The sequence below is a fragment of the Corynebacterium glyciniphilum AJ 3170 genome, assembly GCF_007673095.1.
Taxonomy (GTDB): Bacteria; Actinomycetota; Actinomycetes; order Mycobacteriales; family Mycobacteriaceae; genus Corynebacterium.
Genome location: NZ_VDYZ01000004.1, coordinates 19,024 through 34,441, shown reverse-complemented (window position 1 = coordinate 34,441; position 15,418 = coordinate 19,024). Strand labels below are relative to the sequence as shown.

Genomic DNA, 15,418 nt, shown 5'->3' with positions numbered 1-15,418 from the left:
CCGACCCCCGACAGTACTCGCGCCGAGACAAGTCCGTACTGTGACCTCGGCATAAACAGTTCCTGAGAGCCACGGAGAGCGTCGACACCCGCCCGGGTAAGCCAACCGAACCTATCTTCTGCTTAGGGTGCACTTTGCTACATGCGGTTCACCTCGGTTACGCTGCCGCTGAACGAGTTTTGCTCAGCCCGTCCGAGACCGTGCCACCGGAAGACTCCTGACGTTGATTCCGGCGGGACGGCCGCCAAGAAAAGGAACCTGCCGAATGCGCTTCACCCTCCGTCGTACGTCCAGCCGCGCGCTGGCCGTGTCCATGACCGCCGTACTCTCCATGGGAGCTCTCGCCGCCTGCTCGTCCGATGATGACTCGGACAACGGCAGCGGCGACACCCGTACTGTGACCGACGCCCGTGGCGAGGTCGAGATCCCCGCCGAACCCGAGCGCGTCGCCGCCTTCGACAACCGAATCTTCCAGGTCCTCGAGGACTGGGACATCGATCTGGTGTCCGCACCGGTCGACCTGATCCCGGATACCATCACGAAGTACCACGACGACACAGAGATCAGGAACACCGGCAACCACAACGAGCCGAACCTCGAGGAGCTCGTCGCCTCGGAGCCGGATCTGATCGTCACCGGCTACCGCTACGCCAGCTACTACGACGAAATGAAGGAACTTCTCCCGGATGTTCCGGTCGTCGACCTGAGCTTCGGTGAGAACTTCGAGGACGAGGATGCAGAGAACGAGCTTCCCCTCGAGGATCGGTTGAAAGACATCACCTCACTGATCGGTGAGATCTTCGGGAAGGAGGATGAAGCGAGCTCCCTCGAGTCCGACTTCGACGACGCCAAGGAACGCGCCGCCGCAGCCTACAACGCCGACGAGACCGTGATGGGAGTCGTCGTCTCCGGCGGCAACATCAACTACGCTGCCCCGGTCACCGGCCGTTCTGTCGGCCCGGTCTTCGAGATGCTCGACCTGACCCCGGCGCTTGACCAGGAGGGCTCCGGCAACCACCAGGGCGATGACATCAGCATTGAGCAGATCGCCGCGTCCAACCCCGACTGGATCCTGGTCATGGACCGCGACGCCGGTGTGAACTCCGAAGAGGACGCGCAGCCCGCCGCCGAAATCATCGCGGACTCCCCGGCCCTCACGAACGTCCCTGCCGTCGAGAACGACAACATCGTCTACTTCCCGTCGGACTTCTACACCACCGAGGACATTGAGGCTTACACTGAGGTCCTGAACAACATCGCCGACGCCTTCGAGGCTCACGACGCAGAGTAGTCCACCATCGCCGGTGCCATGCCGGCACACACTCGCACCCGGTCAGTCCGAGCCGGGCGAGCGCCCGGGAACGGAACGGCAAGACAGAACGCCGTGCTCTCCCGGGCGTCACCGTGTCACCGCCCGAAGAAGCGACACCCGCAGCGAAGGACCCGTATGACCGTCGCACCACACTCCGCCGACCAGGCACCACCCTCCCATGACCCGCCACGGACAACGTCCCGGTGGCGTACTACCTGGCCGATCCTCCTCGGTATAGCGTTCACCATTGCCCTGGTGATCGCCTCCCTGTTCATCGGTGTCTACGACATCACCGGTGGCGAGGACGGGTGGAACATGTTCGGCATCACCCGTATCCCCCGCACCATCGCACTCGCACTCGCCGGTGCAGCAATGGCGATGTGTGGTCTGGTGATGCAGTTGCTGACACAGAACAAGTTCGTTGAACCCACGACCACCGGCACCACGGAGTGGGCCGGACTCGGCCTTATCCTGACCATGGTGATGATCCCCGGCGCCAGCATGATGACCCGTATGGTCGGAGCAATCATCTTCGCCCTGGTCGGAACGATCGTGTTCTTCATGTTCCTGCAGCGGGTGACCCTGAAGTCGTCACTGATCGTGCCACTGGTGGGGATCATGCTCGGGGCGGTCGTCGGTTCCCTGTCCACATTCGTGGCGCTGCGTACGGACATGTTGCAGCAGCTGGGAATCTGGTTCGCCGGCAGCTTCACCGGAGTCGTCCGGGGCAGGTACGAACTCCTGTTCATCGTCCTGGCGGTCACCATCCTGGTGTTCATCATCGCCGACCGCTTCACCGTCGCCGGGCTGGGCAAGGACATCGCGACCAATGTCGGGCTGAACTACCGCACCGTCCTGATGGTCGGCATCATGATGGTGGCCGTGGTCTCGGGTGTCGTCACCGTCGTCATCGGTTCCCTCCCCTTCCTCGGGCTGATCGTGCCGAACATCGTATCGCTGTTCCGGGGCGACAATCTGCGGTCGAACCTCCCGTGGGTATGCATGCTCGGCATATGCATCCTGATCATCTGTGACATCATCGCCCGCACCATCATCATGCCTTTCGAAGTCCCTGTGTCAGTGGTTCTCGGTGTGATAGGCGCTGTCGTCTTCGTCTTCCTGTTGCTGAGGAGCCGCCGCCATGCCCGATAATTCCTCTGACCGCTACGCAGAGCTCAAGGATCCCGAACACGATCTCTCCCACAACAGCACCGGGAATGCCGACACCTCCGATGTCCGACGCTCACGAAGGCACTCCGGCCCGTTCGCAACCAGGAAGGAACGGACCCGCTACATCATTCTGGTGACCGTGCTCGGCATCGCTGCGGCAGGATTCACAATGGGTCATCTGAGTTACGGCAACCCGATGGATTTCGGGACCAGCGGCTACTGGAAGATCGCCGGCATGCGCGTCGAATCCCTGGTCGCCATGCTCATCGTCGCGTTCTGCCAGGCGTTCGCCACCGTCTCCTTCCACACAGCGACGAACAATCGCATCATCACGCCATCCATCATGGGGTTCGAGTCACTGTATGTGGTGACGCAGACCGCGGTGATTTTCTTCCTGGGGGTAGGCGGTCTGAACGCCTTCACCGGGACGACCCAGTTCATCTTCCAGTCCTCCTTGATGATCGTCTTCGCTGTCTTCCTGTACAGCTGGCTACTGTCCGGGCGATTCGGCAATATCCAGATCATGCTGCTGGTCGGTGTGGTCATCGGCGGAGGCCTGGGCTCCCTGTCCACTTTCATGCAGCGTCTGCTCGACCCCAACGAATTCGATGTCCTGACAGCCCGCAACTTCGGGAACCTCGGAAACGCTGACACCGACAACTTCCCCCTGGTCATCCCCATCGTGATCGTGGCCTGCACGTTCCTCTTCCTCCGCTCACGGCGGATGAACGTGGTCGCTCTGGGAAAGGACGCCGCCAACAACCTCGGTGTCAACCACAAACGTGAGTTGATGATCCTGTTGTTCCTGGTGGCTGTTCTGATGGCCATGACCACGTCCCTGGTCGGGCCGATGACTTTCCTCGGCTTCCTGGTCGCCACCCTGGCCTACCAGCTCACCGACACATACGACCACCGGCTGATCCTGCCGGTAGCCGTACTGGTGGGGTATATCGTCATGTCCGGTTCCTATTTCATCATGCGCAACATCTTCTACGCTGAGGGCATGGTCACCATCGTGATCGAACTTGTCGGCGGGGCGCTGTTCCTCTTCTTCATCATGCGAAAGGGCCGCTTGTGATCTCCATCGCCAACGTCTCCAAAACTTACAGCGCCGAAACCACTATCGGACCCATCTCCCTCGACATCCCTGCTGGCGGAGTCACCGCACTCGTCGGTCCCAACGGTGCCGGGAAGTCCACCCTGCTGACCATGATCGGACGCCTGCAGAAACCTGACACCGGGACCATCAGAGTCGGTGGCATGGATGTGGCATCGACAGGCTCCGGCGAGGTCGCGAAGCATCTGTCGATCCTGCGGCAGGAGAACCACTTCGTCACCCGCCTCACCGTCCGGCAGCTCGTCGGGTTCGGGCGTTACCCGTACTCCCACGGACGGCTCAACGTCGAGGACGAGAAGTACATCTCGGAGGCCATCGACTTCCTCAATCTCGGCGAACTCGAGAACCGCTACCTCGACCAGCTCTCCGGCGGTCAGCGACAGCGTGCCTACGTGGCAATGGTCCTGGCGCAGAACACCGAGTACGTCCTGCTGGACGAGCCGTTGAACAACCTGGACATGAAGCACTCCGTCCAGATGATGAAGCAGCTGCGGCGCGCCTGCGACGAACTCGGGCGCACCGTGATCATCGTGCTGCACGACATCAACTTCGCGGCCCGCTACGCCGACCACATCTGTGCCATGACCAACGGCGAGGTCAACGTGTTCGGTACCCCGCAGGAGGTTATCCAGGATGACGTGCTGACCGGTATCTTCGGTACCGACGTCCAGGTCCTGGAGACCGAGTACGGCCCGTTGGCCAACTACTTCTGATACTTCTGAGTCCGATAACCGGCACCATGACCCTCACCCCCGAGATCTGGCACAGCCTGATCGGCGTCGCCGTTCTCGTGGCAATCGCCGTGACGGTGCTGTCCGTCGCTGGTGTGGGACACCAGTGGAGCGCCGCAGCAGCGGTCTGCCGTGGCGCCGTCCAGCTCGCACTGATCAGTGTGGTGCTCACCGGGGTAATCACCGATCCTCGTTGGGTCACCCTTGCGCTCCTCGTCATGTTCACCGTCGCTGCGGTGACAAGTACCCACCGGACCGGCTGGACACTACCCCGTTTCCTCGTCGTCACCGGAGCCATGGCTGCCGGGGTCACGACAGTGCTCGGCGTGGTCTTCCTGACCGGCGCAATCGAGTTCTCGTCGCGCTACGCATTGGCAATCGGTGGCATCATCATCGGAGGCGCCATGTCCACCGCCACACTGGCCGGCCGGAGACTCGCCCAGGCGACAGAAGAGCGGTGGAGCGAAGTTGAAGGCTGGCTGGCGCTGGGGGCGACTCCACGAGAGGCCACGCGCGAGATCGCACGATTCTCCATCCGCGAGGCGCTGATCCCCTCCACGGACCAGACAAAAACCACCGGGCTGGTCACCTTGCCCGGAGCTTTCGTCGGCGCAATCTTCGGCGGGGTCAGTCCATTGGACGCCGGACGCTTCCAGATCGTCGTGCTCGCCGGAATCATGGCGGCGGGCGCCGTCACCGCCGCCGTCATTGCGGTGAGCCTCGCCCCCACCCTCCACCGGGCCGCCGGTTGAGCGGTAGGTTGGTTGCCATGTCCTCACCTGAGCCTGAGACCGTTGCCGCACGTTTCCGGACGGCGTTCCGCCGCCATCCCACCGGGGTCGCGTTGATCACCGCCCACGTCTCCGACCAGGACGTCGGGCTCACGGTCTCCAGTCTCGCCTCACTGTCAGTCGACCCGCTGGCGGTCTCATTCTCCCTGTCGAAACCGGGAGGGAGCGCGGGAGCGATCCTGGCTGCGGAGTCGTACCTGATCCACTTCCTCAGTGAAGACCAGGCTGGGATCGCCTATGAGTTCTCGCGGTATGAAGGCCGCAGGTTCACCCCGGACCAGCAGTGGGCCAGGGCGTCCCGCGGTGAACCACTGCTGCCGGACGCGCTGGCGGTCATGCGGGCACACACCGTCGACACTCTCCAGGTGGGGGAGGCCACTCTCATCGCGGCGGAGGTCACGGACGTCGCCCGGGGCGCAGACGGACAAAGTGAGGCCCCGGCCTGCGCTGACGTCGCCGCACCGTCCCCCCTGATGTTCCGGAGCCACCAGTTCTACCGGTTCCCCACCGGCCAACCCCCGTTGTGACCGGCGCCAGGGTCAGTTACTCGTCGGCGTTGCCCGCCGACCAGGTCGACCAGGGGATGTTCCAGTCGCCGAGACCGTCGTAGCCCTCGAGCTGACCGCCGCCGGTTCCCTGGACCTCAGCGATGTCACCGCGCTTGAGGTTCTCGTAGACCCACTGGGCGTCCTCCACGGAGAGGTTCAGGCACCCGTGCGACGTGTTCGTGTTGCCCTGCGCCCACAGCGACCACGGAGCCGCGTGGAAGTAGATACCCGAGTAGGACATCTGCGTCGCATACTGCACGTCCGTCACATAACCGCCGGCATCGAGCGCGAGTCCGTACGTCTGCGAGTCCATGGTCAACGCCTCGAACTGGTCACCGATCTGGTAGACACCCTCGGGTGTCTCGTGACCAGGCATACCCATCGACGTCGGCATGGTCTTGACGACCTCGCCGTTGCGGGTGACGGTCACCGTCTTCGTCGCATCGTCCGCGACGGCACGGACATCGTCACCGATGGTGAACGAAGCGGAACGGTCCACCTCGCCGTACATGCCGCCGAGGTCCTTGCCCACCAGGTCGGCATCCACGGTGACTTCCGTGCCGGGCTTCCAGTACTCCTCCGGACGCCACCGCACCTCATTGGAGGTGATCCAGTAGAACGCACCCTCGACCTTGGGCTCGGTGGTCACCTTGATGGCGTCCTCGACGGCCTTACGGTCGGCGGGGGCCTCGTCGAAGCGCAGTGCGACGGACTGGCCGACGCCGACGGTTGAGCCGTCGAGTGGTGCCAGAGACGCATTGGTCAACAGGCCGGGGCTGAATGTGGTGAACGACGTCGACAACGTCTCGTCGCCTGCCTTCGCCTCGAGGGTGTAGGTGCTGGAGTACTCCAGCTTGCCGTCGGTGGTCCATTCAGTCTTGCCGTCGTTGAACGACCCCTCGACCTCGGTGCCGTAGCCGTCTGTGAGGGTGACGGAGTCGATGCCCTCGTCGTCCTGGACGGTGATCGGTTCGTCCACCTTGACGTCGGTATCGTCGTCATCGACGTTGGCGGTCAACTCGACGGCGTCTTCGTCGTCGGAGGATCCCTCGTCCTGAACCACCTGTTCGGTGTCCGTGTCACCGTCGTCGTCGATGGTGCAGGCCGCGGTCGTCAGCAGTGCGGTGGCGGCGGTCGCCGCCACGATGGAACGCAGAACCCGGCCGCTGCGGCCGAATCGGAAGTGCATGGTGTCTACAGTCTCTTTCCGCCCCGGATGCGGACCACCCGGGGCGATGAAATATTGTGGTGAAATCATGTCGACGGTGGTGACGCAGCAGTCCCACTGCGCCCGGCAAGGTGAGGGACGGGCCCCGTCTCGGCGACCATCATACGTCGGGGCTGCGCCGCAAAAGTAACGGAAACGGCCACGTCCGGCATATTGTGTCCGAATCGTTACCCCAGCGCTTCCCGGAGACTGCCGGATACGCGACCTGGGGATTTGCCACGGTTACGGCGCGGGGCTATAGTTTCTCTCGTTGCCGAGGACGGGACATCCGATCCAGAGAACAACATGCGTCATTAGCTCAATTGGCAGAGCAGCTGACTCTTAATCAGCGGGTTCGGGGTTCGAGTCCCTGATGACGCACAACATCACCCCCGGATGGGCACTGGCTTCGGCCACTGACCGTCCGGGGTTTTCGTCATTGTAGCTCCTACATCAGGGACGACCGCGGAGAGTGCGGTGTGAGAGGCCCCGCGCCGGCCCGTCGGCCCGCGGAGATATGATGTCCTGATGCCACGCAGACGCCACACACCACTCCCGGTCGAGGTGTGGGCACTGGTCGCAGGCGCTTTCGCCGTCGCCCTCGGGTACGGAGTCGTCGCCCCCGCCATCCCCCAGTACGCACACGCCTTCGGTGTCTCGAACGCCGCAGCCTCGGGGATCGTCAGTGCTTTCGCGCTGATGCGACTGGTCGGAGCTCCCCTGGCAGGACGGATCCTCGTCAAACTCGGTGAACGGCGTACCTACACGCTCGGCATCCTCATCGTCGCGGCGTCCACCGGAGCATGCGCCCTGGCAGGGAACTACACTCAGCTGCTGATTCTCCGCGGCCTGGGCGGGGTCGGTTCGATCATGTTCACCGTGGCGGCCACCGCGTTGCTTATCAAGGTGAGCCCGGTGGACGCCCGCGGCCGGGTCTCAAGTGTCAACGCCGCAGGTTTCCTGCTCGGAAACCTGATGGGCCCGGTGTTCGGCGCGCTCGTCGCCGGATTCGGTCTCCGGGCACCGTTCATCTTCTACTTCATCATGCTCGTCGTCGCGGCCGCCGTCGTCTGGTTCGCACTCCGCCGCTCCTCCCTTGCGGGCGCGCAGGCCGACGAGAGCCCCCGCGAGCCGCTCTCCCTGGCGACGTCGCTGGGCATCCCGCACTACCGTGTCCTGCTGGGGTCGGTCTTCGTGTTCGGGTGGACGTCCTTCGGGGTCCGGGTGTCGATCGTGCCACTGTTCGTCGCCGCAGCATTCAACGGCGACGCAGCCGTGGCCGCCTGGGCGCTCGCGTCCTACGCCGCCGGCAACGCGATCTTCATTCTTCCGTCGGGACGGTGGAACGACACGGTCGGACGTAAACCGATGCTGGTACTGGGCATGGTGGTCACCGCCGTCGGCTACGCGGCATTCCCCCTGTCACCGACCATCGTCCTGGCGTGCCTGGCCATGGTCGTCGCCGGCGCCGGCTCTGCCCTGGTTAACCCGGGCCAGCAGGCGGTGCTCGCGGACATCGTCGGAACCCGTCGCGGCGGTTCCACTGTCGCCGGCTACTCGATGCTCCAGGATTTCGGCGGCGTTCTGGGCCCATTGGCGGCCGGTGTCCTCGTCGATGTCGCCGGGTTCGGGTGGGCTTTCGGAGTCAGCGGGATCCTGCTCGCGCTGGCCGCCGTCGGCTGGGCGTCCGTCCCCGACTCCCGGACACTCCAGGAGCCGGCCGGGACGGGGCTCGACACCCCCGGCGACACCGACCGCACCTGAGCCTCCCGGTGACCCGGCCCAGCGTCATCGCCGGGCAGAGAGCAGCCCGGTGACGGGCCCGAGAATCCAGCTGACCAGTGCCATGATGATCGCACCCCAGAATGCTGCGCCGAAAGTCGCGATATCGAGGCCGAGTCCCACCGCCTGTGCGAGCACCCCTGCCAACAGGAAGACCCCCGCATTGATCACCAGGGCGAACAGACCCAGCGTGAGGATGGTCAGCGGAAGGCCCAGGAGCCGGAGAACCGGACGGACCGTCATGTTGAGCAGCAGGATCACCGCGGCACAACCGAGGAACACCCACAACCGGTCGTTCTCACCGTTGCCGACGAGGGGTTCTGCGGGCGCTGTGACCGTGACGCCACTGATGAAGTAGGTCACGACCCACAACCCCACAGCGGTACCGACAGCGCGGACGAGGAAGTTCCAGATGAGGCCCATGCCCCGAAACTACCATCGCCGGTACGGCATTCAGGCGTGCCGACGTCTCCCCCACCAGCCGATGATCGTGGGCAGGTACGCACCGATGACCAACATCGCCAGGGTGCGCATCACCTGGACCACGGTCACGATCGGCTCCGACCCGGCTTCATGGGCGAAGGCCAGCACAGCGTAGATCCCGCCGGGCACGGTGGCCAGATAGGCGTCCAGCAGTGGGACGCCACTGAAGCTGGCGATCAGCAGCGCAGCGACAATCGCCCCGACGATCATCGACGCCACCGCAGCGAGGATCAGGGGCAGACTGTGACTGAACTGCCGCAACGCCGACTTCGTGAGCGTCCCGCCGGCCTGCACGCCGATCACCGCATAGGCGAACACCAGCAGGAGTCCTTCCGGGCGCAGCCACCCGTCCGGCACGCCGGCCACCCCTGCCCCCCACGTCAGCAGCATCGACAGCAGAAGATACGGCACCGGCAGCTTCACCACCCGGCGCGTGAGCCGCACGAGCAGCCAGACCAGCCCCCAGACGACGAGGGCACCGAGGACCGGTCGGGGTTCCGGCGACCACCATGCTGCTGAGTCAGTGGCGCCGGTGTCCCCGGCGTCAGCCCCGGCACCGGCGTCTCCCCCACCGGCGAAGAGGTGCACGAATGCCGGCAACGTCAACACCACCAGTGACAGGCGCAGGTACTGCGTGAGGACGACGAAGCGCACATCCTCCTTCAGTTCGGCGGCGAGCACGGTCATCCCGCTCGCTCCCCCGGCCAACGTCGCCAGCAGGGCACTGACCGCGCTGGCTGCCCCTGACCGGTGGAGGAGGAACGCGGCCGCCGCGCAGACCGCCAAGGTGACCACCAGGGCCAGCACAGTCGGCGTCACATAACCTGCGACCGTGGCCCCGTCGAGTTCGACCAGCGGGGCGACGCACACCATCGCGATGACCACCTGGGCCGGTTGCATCAGTCGCGTGGGCGGGGTGGTCTGCCGGTCGGAGAGGATCGCGTAGGCGCCGAACGAGACCAGGAAGGCGAAGATCCAGGACGCCGGGACGCCGAGCTCAGTGCACACCGCACCGAGTGCCACCGCGCATGCGCAAACCCCGGCGATCTCGGCGGCACGTCGTGTGCCGGAGATCCGCCGGGGCTGTCCGGGATCGCGCGGGGCGGAGATGTTGATCAGGACCTGGCGTCTGCCAGCAGGCGCTGGATTTCCTTGATCTGCTTCTTCTCGTTGCGCTTGCCCGCCACCGTCAGCGCGACGACAAGGCCCACGCCCGCGACGACACCGCCGATGATCATCTGGACCTTCGGCTGGGCGAGAACGTTGGAGACCTGGGTCTTCGCCTCGTCCGCCAGGTTCTTCGGCGCCGCGCGGACGCTGAGCTCGTCCAGAGTCTTCGCGAGCTGTTCACGGGTGCGTTCGATGTCGCTCTGGATAGAGTCGATGGTGCGGGCCACTGAAGTCTCCTGCATTGCTGGTCGTGAGTGACGGTTTCGGGATTGTTCCTGAATTGTACGTTCTCCGGTACCTGCAGTGCAGAAGAACCCTCCGAACGGTGCTCGGCAGAACCTGGACAGGACCTCGACAGAACGACGGATCACCGTACACTCGGAGTACATGAGTACTTCCGACAACAACCGCACCATCCTCGAGATCGGGGACGTGGCACCGAACTTCACCCTCACCGACGACCGGGGCCGTCAGGTCAGCCTGTCCGACTACAGCGGTCGGCGCGTCATCGTGTACTTCTACCCCAAGGCGGATACGCCGGGGTGCACCACCGAGGCCTGTGATTTCCGGGACTCTCTCACCGAACTCAACGACGCCGGCGTGGACGTTCTCGGCATCTCCCCGGACTCCGTGGAGAAGCTGGAGAAGTTCCGCGAGAACCACGACCTGACCTTCCCTCTGCTCTCCGATCCGGAGAAGAAGGCACTCACCGCCTACGGTGCCTTCGGGGAGAAGAAGAACTACGGCAAGGTAGTGCAGGGTGTCATCCGTTCGACGTTCCTGATCAACACCGACGGAACCATCGGTCTGGCGAAGTACAACGTCAAGGCCACCGGGCACGTGGCGAGGATCGCCAAGGACGTCCTGTAGATCCTGCGCCACCCCCTCGCGCCCTACCGGATCAGATGACCCGCACCTGCGCTGTCCCGGTGAACGGCCGCACCACACCTCCGATGTCCTTCCAGTCGCCGTGCAGGACGATCCGGTAGTCACCGGGGTCTGCCCCGGTGGTGTCCCATTCCACGGTGGCCGTCGTCTCGGTGAAAGCGCGGTCGAAGGTCAGCAGTGTCGACCAGGACGAGTCATGGGCGACCACGGTACCGCCCCCAGCCCGCTCCACCAGCAGATAACTGTTCTCCAGACGCAGGTCGTTGTTCGGGTTCGCTCCGACGAACCGCACGGCAACCGTCTCCCCGGCACTCACCTCTCCCCCGCCGGACAGCACGTCACCGAACCGTCGTCCCACCGGAGCAGTGTCCAGGGCCGACACTGCAGCCGGGCTCTCGGGAATCACCCCGGTGAGGTCACCGGCCGGCGCGCCGTGGTCAATGTCCTCCCCGGAAGCAAGCGCCCGTGCGAGCCGGTCCGTGACCTGCTGCACCGCGGGCAGTTCGAGACGTCCGAATGCCGTCGCACCGCCCTCGTAGTCCTGCTGCGCGTACTCCTCCGGCGTGGTGATGTAGTGGCCGTATCCGCAGGAGTACCCCTGAACGACGACATTGTCCGCCGGGACGTCCATCGCCTCGGCCACGGTGCGACGGATCCTGAGCCCCGAGGTCACCGTGGGTTCGAATCCGAGGTACACCAGGACCAGCCCGCCGATACGCCAGACCCCGAAGAGATGTCGTTGCTGGATCATGCCGTCGATGTAGCCCATCGGCAGGAGCATGTCCTTCGGCGCGTGAATCCTGCGGACGTCCTCTGGAACCGGCGCGAGGTCGTTGAGCTGACGCACCCACGGTGATCCACCACGTTCACCTTCATTGATGCCGAGGCCGACATCCAGCCCGCCACCGTCCTCCTGGCTCGAGGCGGCGAAGGCGGCGCCGAGAACGGCCGGTCCGGTCCGTCCCGGCGCACCGTCCGGCGTCCACCGCCCGTCCACCTCCACGGCGTCCATGTCGATCCAGCAGGTGCGCCCCTCCAGACCCGACCACGCGGCGAGGGGGTTGACCCCCCTGTCGGACGCCCGGGCCCCGTCCGCCTGACGTTGGCCGAGGATCTCCACCGACTTCTTCTGCCCGTCGACACCGGGCCCACCGGGACCCGACTCCGGCACCAGGCCGTGGTTGGGTGTCACGTCGCCCGGCGTCCCCTGCGCGAAAGCTGCGACGAAGGGTGCTGCGCCGAGGTCACGGTGGTCGACCCCTGCAGCAGATTCGTAGGAGTAGGCGGCGAAGCCCTTGTTGTCGCCCGAGATGTGGCGGATCTTGTGGCTGAAGCTGGTGGCGTGCACCGAGTACCAGTTGATCAACCCGACCGGAGCCCCGTCGCGCGCGACGTGCAGGGTGACAGACGTGCGGTCCACCCCGTCCGGGTTCTCGGCCCTGTCTGCCGCCGGGTTACGGTCGAACGCCTGCCGCGAACGGTTCTGGCCGACACCGTCGATCTCGCCGCTGACGAGAGTGAGCTCGGCCGGGGCGATGTCGTCGTGGGCGCGCCGGACCGATCGTACGATCCCGGCCACCTGAGCCTCGAACGTCACCGGACGGAACCCCAGGGACACCAGGTCGACCATCGCATGGCCGGACCTGCCACCTGGGCCGACATGGGTGTGGGTGGCATTGACCACCACATTGTCGCTGCGGTAGGTGTCGCCGTAGGCCTCCCGCAGACGGCGGAGAACCTCCAGGAACACCGACTGGAACATCAGCGGTGTATCTACGGTGACGTGGCAGAAACGGTGGGCGCCGTCGTCGAAGATGAAGGCGCGGGAGTAGAGCCGTTGCCGGATACCGACCGAGGTCTGTTCCTGCACCGCGTAGCCGTCCATCCCCGCCCCCAGCGGTTCCCCGGTGGCATCGGCGATGCCCCTGCCCACCGACACGGCGGGCGTCGATGCCGGCCCCGGCTGCGCTGTTCCTGCGTCTGCGCGCGGCAGCCCTGTCCCGTGTACGGACGACCACAGGACCGTACCGCCGAGCGCCGCGAGCCCGGCGAAGAAGGTCCTGCGTGAGAATTCGGCCATGATGCTCCCCTCTGAGTCTGCAATGACGCTACCCCGGGGAAACAGTCTTGTCTGGAAAACGGAAAGGAACCGACACGGAAAACAACGGAGTGAACGCCATTACCGGAAAACATGCAGGTCCAGGCACTTCGCCTGCAGCACCTGTACTACCTCCTATAGATTCGTCACCAGGACAAACCCGCCCGACGACCAGGAGAGAGAACCATGACCGCACGAGCACGACGCATCATCGCCGCACTCGCATTCACTGCGCCTCTCGCCCTTGCCGCCTGCGGCAGTGACGACGCCAGCGACACCGGCGACACCAGCGACACTGCCCCGGCCACTGGTGAAGAAACCACCACGCAGGACAGCACGGCCGCCGACTCGGACCTGCCCGCGGTCGGCGAGACGATCAGCATCGACAAGGCGGACATCACCGTCGACAACCTCCGTGAGTTCGAACGGGAACCGACCAGCCAGATCTGCGCGGACGTGAACTTCACGGTGACCAGCGAGACCGAGCCACTGCAGGTCCGCGGTCTGGCAGCATGGAAACTCTACGATCCGGAACAGTTGCCCCGGACCCAGACCGTCTCGGAGGAAACTGACCACGTGCTTGACGAGGTCGGCCCGGGGCAGAGCGAAGACGGGACCATCTGCTTCGACGGTCCCGCTGACCCGGGCGAGTACCGGCTCAGCTTCCAGGAGAACTTCGACGCACAGACCGACCGCGCCGAGTGGATCGGCACGCTCTGACGCAGCGTCGACGGCAGGTCAGAGTGCGGTGTGCTCTGCAGTGTGTTCTGCGGTCTGCTCCACGCCCTGCGGCAGCAGGAACAACGCATCGTACTCGACGGCAACGGTCGGATGGTTCGGCTCGGCAGGTTCATGTGCCGGTCCGGTGAGGGTGTGGATCAGCTGGCGGAAATTGCGGGGCATGGTCACTCCTTTCGAAAGGGTGTCGGTGACAGGTCAGTCGGGGTCGATCTGGGTTGTTCACGGGGGTCAAGGCATACGTGTCCGGTCGGAGACAGCGGACGTCCCTGGCTGGACTGGTGACGGTGCTGGCCCCCGGGGCGTGGCGCGCGACGTTCCCCCTGTGGTGCGTCCGAGGGGACTCGAACCCCTACATCCGTCAAGGACACCAGGACCTAAACCTGGCGCGTCTGCCAATTCCGCCACGGACGCTCGGACGGCCACCCCGTGGCCGTCGCCGCAGCCGGACTACCGGCTGCTCCGGGTTATGGTAGCAGCACCACCAGGGGTACCCTGGAACCTGTGCCTGATCCCGTGCCCGATGACTCCTCCGGAACCACGAACACGCCGACGTCCACCGGATCCCGGCAGCCGCAGTCGCTGCGGGTCCGGGTGGTTCAGCTGCTCTTTCTCGCACTCGCCGTCGTAGCCACCCTCTGTCTCGCATGGTGGCAGTGGGGCCGGTGGTCCAGCGGGGACGGCTCCTACCAGAACCTGGGGTACGCACTGCAGTGGCCGATCTTCGGCCTGTTCTTCATCTTCGCCTACCGCAGGTACATGGAGTACGAGCGCGACAGGGCAGCCGGGGACACCGCCCCTGCCGCCCCCGACGTCTCCTCGGACTCGGCACCCCGCGAGATCCCGGACGACATTCTCCCGACGCGTGACACCAGCGCCGAGGCCCGCGAATACTTCGAGGATGACCGGCGTCGCCAGGCCCGGCAGGCACACCAGGACCGGGCATCAGCAGACGACTACACAGCAAGGACGGACTGAGAACACCGATGACCACCCCGACCACTATCCCGGTGACCCCTGAGCGCCAGCGCCGGGTCAAAGGAGCCCTGACCCGCTACTCGGTCCTGGCCTACATCACGGGTCTGTTCCTGCTCTTCCTGTGCGCGGAGATGATCCTCAAGTACCTCGTCTTCCCGCCGATGGACATCGAGGCCCCGGGGTGGTTCTCCGTCGTGGCCATCGTCCACGGATGGATCTTCCTGATCTACTGCGCTACCTGCCTGGACCTGGGGGTCAAGGCCCGGTGGGCACCGGTGAAGTGGGTGACCACCATCCTCGCCGGCGTGATCCCTGTACTGTCCTTCGTGCTGGAGCGTCGCCGCCGCAACGAGGTCATCGAGACGTTCGGCCTCGAGCGGTAGCCGACAGCGGCCCCTTGGGTCG

General features: G+C 65.0%; 17 protein-coding genes and 2 tRNA genes. 12 read left to right on the top strand and 7 right to left on the bottom strand.

All coding sequences use genetic code 11. From position 1 onward, the window contains the following. Nucleotides 1-265: 265 nt before the first annotated feature. The 6 genes from FS507_RS04860 (at nt 266) to FS507_RS04835 (ending at nt 5,648) form a co-directional block, all read left to right on the top strand. Entirely contained in the window at nt 266-1,291 is a 1,026-nt protein-coding gene (locus FS507_RS04860; RefSeq protein WP_145941681.1) for a siderophore ABC transporter substrate-binding protein, read from the top strand. Nucleotides 1,292-1,447: 156 nt separating this feature from the next. Continuing rightward, nucleotides 1,448-2,464: an ABC transporter permease gene (locus FS507_RS04855; protein ID WP_145941680.1), complete on the top strand. Its 1,017-nt coding sequence runs from the start codon at nt 1,448-1,450 to the stop codon at nt 2,462-2,464. Further along, nucleotides 2,454-3,560, top strand: a complete 1,107-nt coding sequence (locus tag FS507_RS04850) for an iron chelate uptake ABC transporter family permease subunit (protein ID WP_145941679.1) — start codon at nt 2,454-2,456, stop codon at nt 3,558-3,560. Before FS507_RS04855 ends, FS507_RS04850 begins: the two co-directional genes overlap by 11 nt. Further along, complete coding sequence (locus FS507_RS04845; RefSeq protein ID WP_145941678.1) at nt 3,557-4,312, top strand: iron ABC transporter ATP-binding protein; 756 nt, start codon at nt 3,557-3,559, stop codon at nt 4,310-4,312. Before FS507_RS04850 ends, FS507_RS04845 begins: the two co-directional genes overlap by 4 nt. Before the next feature lie 26 nt (nt 4,313-4,338). Beyond that, nucleotides 4,339-5,082, top strand: a complete 744-nt coding sequence (locus FS507_RS04840; protein ID WP_145941677.1) for an ABC transporter permease — start codon at nt 4,339-4,341, stop codon at nt 5,080-5,082. Between the two features lie 17 nt (nt 5,083-5,099). Next, complete coding sequence (locus FS507_RS04835) at nt 5,100-5,648, top strand: flavin reductase family protein (protein WP_145941676.1); 549 nt, start codon at nt 5,100-5,102, stop codon at nt 5,646-5,648. 16 nt (nt 5,649-5,664) lie between these two features. On the opposite strand, the gene FS507_RS04830 is transcribed toward FS507_RS04835, so the two are convergent. Continuing rightward, nucleotides 5,665-6,858, bottom strand: a complete 1,194-nt coding sequence (locus FS507_RS04830) for a L,D-transpeptidase (protein WP_145941675.1) — start codon at nt 6,856-6,858, stop codon at nt 5,665-5,667. 326 nt (nt 6,859-7,184) lie between these two features. Between FS507_RS04830 and FS507_RS04825 the strand changes: the two genes are divergently transcribed. Further along, nucleotides 7,185-7,257, top strand: a tRNA-Lys gene (locus FS507_RS04825). Nucleotides 7,258-7,404: 147 nt separating this feature from the next. Continuing rightward, a complete protein-coding gene (locus FS507_RS04820; RefSeq protein WP_145941674.1) occupies nt 7,405-8,640 on the top strand; it encodes an MFS transporter in 1,236 nt (411 codons plus the stop codon). Between the two features lie 24 nt (nt 8,641-8,664). On the opposite strand, the gene FS507_RS04815 is transcribed toward FS507_RS04820, so the two are convergent. The 3 genes from FS507_RS04815 to FS507_RS04805 all read right to left on the bottom strand — a co-directional run bounded on the left by FS507_RS04815 (nt 8,665) and on the right by FS507_RS04805 (nt 10,538). Then, the gene (locus FS507_RS04815; RefSeq protein WP_145941673.1) at nt 8,665-9,081 is read right to left on the bottom strand and encodes a phage holin family protein; all 417 of its coding nucleotides are present in this window, start codon (nt 9,079-9,081) and stop codon (nt 8,665-8,667) included. 30 nt (nt 9,082-9,111) lie between these two features. Further along, nucleotides 9,112-10,188, bottom strand: a complete 1,077-nt coding sequence (locus FS507_RS04810) for an AbrB family transcriptional regulator (RefSeq protein WP_260853186.1) — start codon at nt 10,186-10,188, stop codon at nt 9,112-9,114. 68 nt (nt 10,189-10,256) lie between these two features. Further along, nucleotides 10,257-10,538, bottom strand: a complete 282-nt coding sequence (locus FS507_RS04805) for a DUF3618 domain-containing protein (protein WP_145941671.1) — start codon at nt 10,536-10,538, stop codon at nt 10,257-10,259. A 160-nt stretch (nt 10,539-10,698) separates the two neighbouring features. Here FS507_RS04805 and bcp point away from each other — a divergent pair, with 160 nt between their 5' ends. After that, nucleotides 10,699-11,181: a thioredoxin-dependent thiol peroxidase gene (gene bcp / locus FS507_RS04800; RefSeq protein WP_145941670.1), complete on the top strand. Its 483-nt coding sequence runs from the start codon at nt 10,699-10,701 to the stop codon at nt 11,179-11,181. A 31-nt stretch (nt 11,182-11,212) separates the two neighbouring features. On the opposite strand, the gene FS507_RS04795 is transcribed toward bcp, so the two are convergent. Then, on the bottom strand, nt 11,213-13,279 hold the full coding sequence (locus tag FS507_RS04795) for a neutral/alkaline non-lysosomal ceramidase N-terminal domain-containing protein (protein WP_145941669.1): 2,067 nt from the start codon (nt 13,277-13,279) through the stop codon (nt 11,213-11,215). A 204-nt stretch (nt 13,280-13,483) separates the two neighbouring features. On the opposite strand from FS507_RS04795, the gene FS507_RS04790 reads away from it, so the two are divergent. Continuing rightward, nucleotides 13,484-14,017, top strand: a complete 534-nt coding sequence (locus FS507_RS04790) for a DUF4352 domain-containing protein (RefSeq protein WP_145941668.1) — start codon at nt 13,484-13,486, stop codon at nt 14,015-14,017. A gap of 18 nt (nt 14,018-14,035) precedes the next feature. On the opposite strand, the gene FS507_RS17530 is transcribed toward FS507_RS04790, so the two are convergent. Both FS507_RS17530 and FS507_RS04785 read right to left on the bottom strand, forming a co-directional pair. Continuing rightward, nucleotides 14,036-14,200, bottom strand: a complete 165-nt coding sequence (locus FS507_RS17530) for a hypothetical protein (RefSeq protein WP_186314557.1) — start codon at nt 14,198-14,200, stop codon at nt 14,036-14,038. Nucleotides 14,201-14,361: 161 nt separating this feature from the next. Next, a tRNA-Leu gene (locus FS507_RS04785) sits at nt 14,362-14,449 on the bottom strand. Nucleotides 14,450-14,539: 90 nt separating this feature from the next. Between FS507_RS04785 and FS507_RS04780 the strand changes: the two genes are divergently transcribed. Both FS507_RS04780 and FS507_RS04775 read left to right on the top strand, forming a co-directional pair. Then, nucleotides 14,540-15,013, top strand: coding sequence for a hypothetical protein (locus FS507_RS04780; protein WP_440130337.1), 474 nt, complete (start codon nt 14,540-14,542; stop codon nt 15,011-15,013). An 8-nt stretch (nt 15,014-15,021) separates the two neighbouring features. Beyond that, nucleotides 15,022-15,396, top strand: coding sequence for a DUF3817 domain-containing protein (locus FS507_RS04775; RefSeq protein ID WP_145941667.1), 375 nt, complete (start codon nt 15,022-15,024; stop codon nt 15,394-15,396). The last annotated feature ends 22 nt before the right edge of the window (nt 15,397-15,418 follow it).